This is a genomic window from Nocardia sp. NPDC050435 (assembly GCF_040655395.1).
Classification (GTDB): Bacteria; Actinomycetota; Actinomycetes; order Mycobacteriales; family Mycobacteriaceae; genus Nocardia.
In genome coordinates this window covers 107,472-108,951 of sequence record NZ_JBFAJW010000001.1, presented here as the reverse complement: position 1 = coordinate 108,951, position 1,480 = coordinate 107,472, and the positions used below count along the sequence as shown (strand labels likewise).

Genomic DNA, 1,480 nt, shown 5'->3' with positions numbered 1-1,480 from the left:
CGGTCACGCCCGTGCGAGAAAGGAGGCGATGTCGGCGGCGATCCGATCCGGATACTCGCCGTTGATCGCGTGCGAGGCCGTCGGATAGACGAGAACCGTTGCGTCGCCGAGCGTTTCCCGGGCTTGCTCGGCGGCCCGGTTCGCGTCGTGCATGACGGACTCGCCCGCGAGCAGGACCAGGAACGGCATCCGCGCGCGGGCGAGTTGCTCGGTACCGAACTGCGTCGCGGCCGGCAGGTGCAGGGCGTAGGTCTGCATTCCCGCTTCGATCATGTCGGCGATGGGGACGTCCTCGGTCGGCGCGCCACCGGCGACCCACCTGTTGAAGCTGTCGCGCCAGCTCCTCGGCAGCCAGCGCACCGAGGCCGGAATCGAGCGGACGATCGTCTCGAACGGCATGGGCGCGAACGTCATCGCCGGATCGAGCAGGATCACCCGGCCGATGCCCGCCGGTTCGCGGACCGCCAGATTGGTGGCGGTCCACCCGCCGATCGACATGCCGACCAGGTCGACGGTGTCGTGCGGAAGCTGTCGCAGCGCCTGGTGCAGCCAGCGCGCCTGGTCGGCGTCGTTCTCGATCGGCCGGGCCTGGATGCTGGCGCCGGGCTCGCCGAGCAGGTCGACGGTGTAGACCGTGCGCAGCGCGCGCAGCGAGGCAAGATTGTCGGCCCACACCGGAGTGGCCGCGGCCCGGCCCGGCAGCAGCACCAGCGGCGCCGCCTCCGGGCGCGCCCCGTCGAACCGATACACGCGCACCACGCCGTAGTCAGTACGCAGATCCAATACCCGGTCGGGGCTGGGCAATTCGCGCATCGCGCGGTCGTAGGCGGCCTGGAAACGACGGTAGCCCTCGGCGGAGGTGAAGTGCCCGACCGGAGCGGTGTCACGCAGGGCCAGCCACGCCATGATCGCCAGCACCGTCACCCCCGCGGCGGCGACCAGCACCCTGGTGCGCCGCCGATATCTCGGCGCTGCGGTCGTGTTCTCGGACAAGGGAATTCGCCTCCGTCAGATCTGCCGAACCCACGCGAGCAGGAACAGGACCGCGAGCACCGCCGTCACCACGGCCACCGGGATCGGCCACAGCGGCCCGCCGTCGCCGAGGTAGCGGCGCTCGACCCGCTCGACCATCGCCGCGAGCCCGAGCATCGCGAGCACCGCCACACCGGTGCCGAAGACACCCACCAGCGCGTGCACCACCCAGGCCCCGGCCAGCGACGGGCCGCCCCAGGCGTTCACCCACCCCTGGTCGTCGATGACGAACCCGTAGCCCAGACCGCGCACGAGCATGAGCACCGACATCGCCGTGAGCACCAGCGCGGGAAACCACAGCAGACCCACGACCACGAGATGGCGCACCCGGCCGCCGGTGGCGCCGCCGAACCGGACCAGTGCCCCGGGTGCGGCGGTGAGCGGTAGTGCGAGCCGGGCAGCGCCGCTTCTGGTTGCATACATTCGACGTCCTCCTGCATCAGAGAAT

General features: G+C 71.0%; 2 protein-coding genes. Both read right to left on the bottom strand.

Going from position 1 to position 1,480, the window contains the following annotated elements; genetic code table 11:
* Positions 1 to 3 precede the first annotated feature (3 nt).
* The gene (locus tag AB0I43_RS00580) at positions 4 to 993 is read right to left on the bottom strand and encodes an alpha/beta hydrolase (RefSeq protein ID WP_356977462.1); all 990 of its coding nucleotides are present in this window, start codon (positions 991 to 993) and stop codon (positions 4 to 6) included.
* 15 nt (positions 994 to 1,008) lie between these two features.
* The gene (locus AB0I43_RS00575) at positions 1,009 to 1,455 is read right to left on the bottom strand and encodes a hypothetical protein (RefSeq protein ID WP_356977464.1); all 447 of its coding nucleotides are present in this window, start codon (positions 1,453 to 1,455) and stop codon (positions 1,009 to 1,011) included.
* Positions 1,456 to 1,480 lie beyond the last annotated feature (25 nt).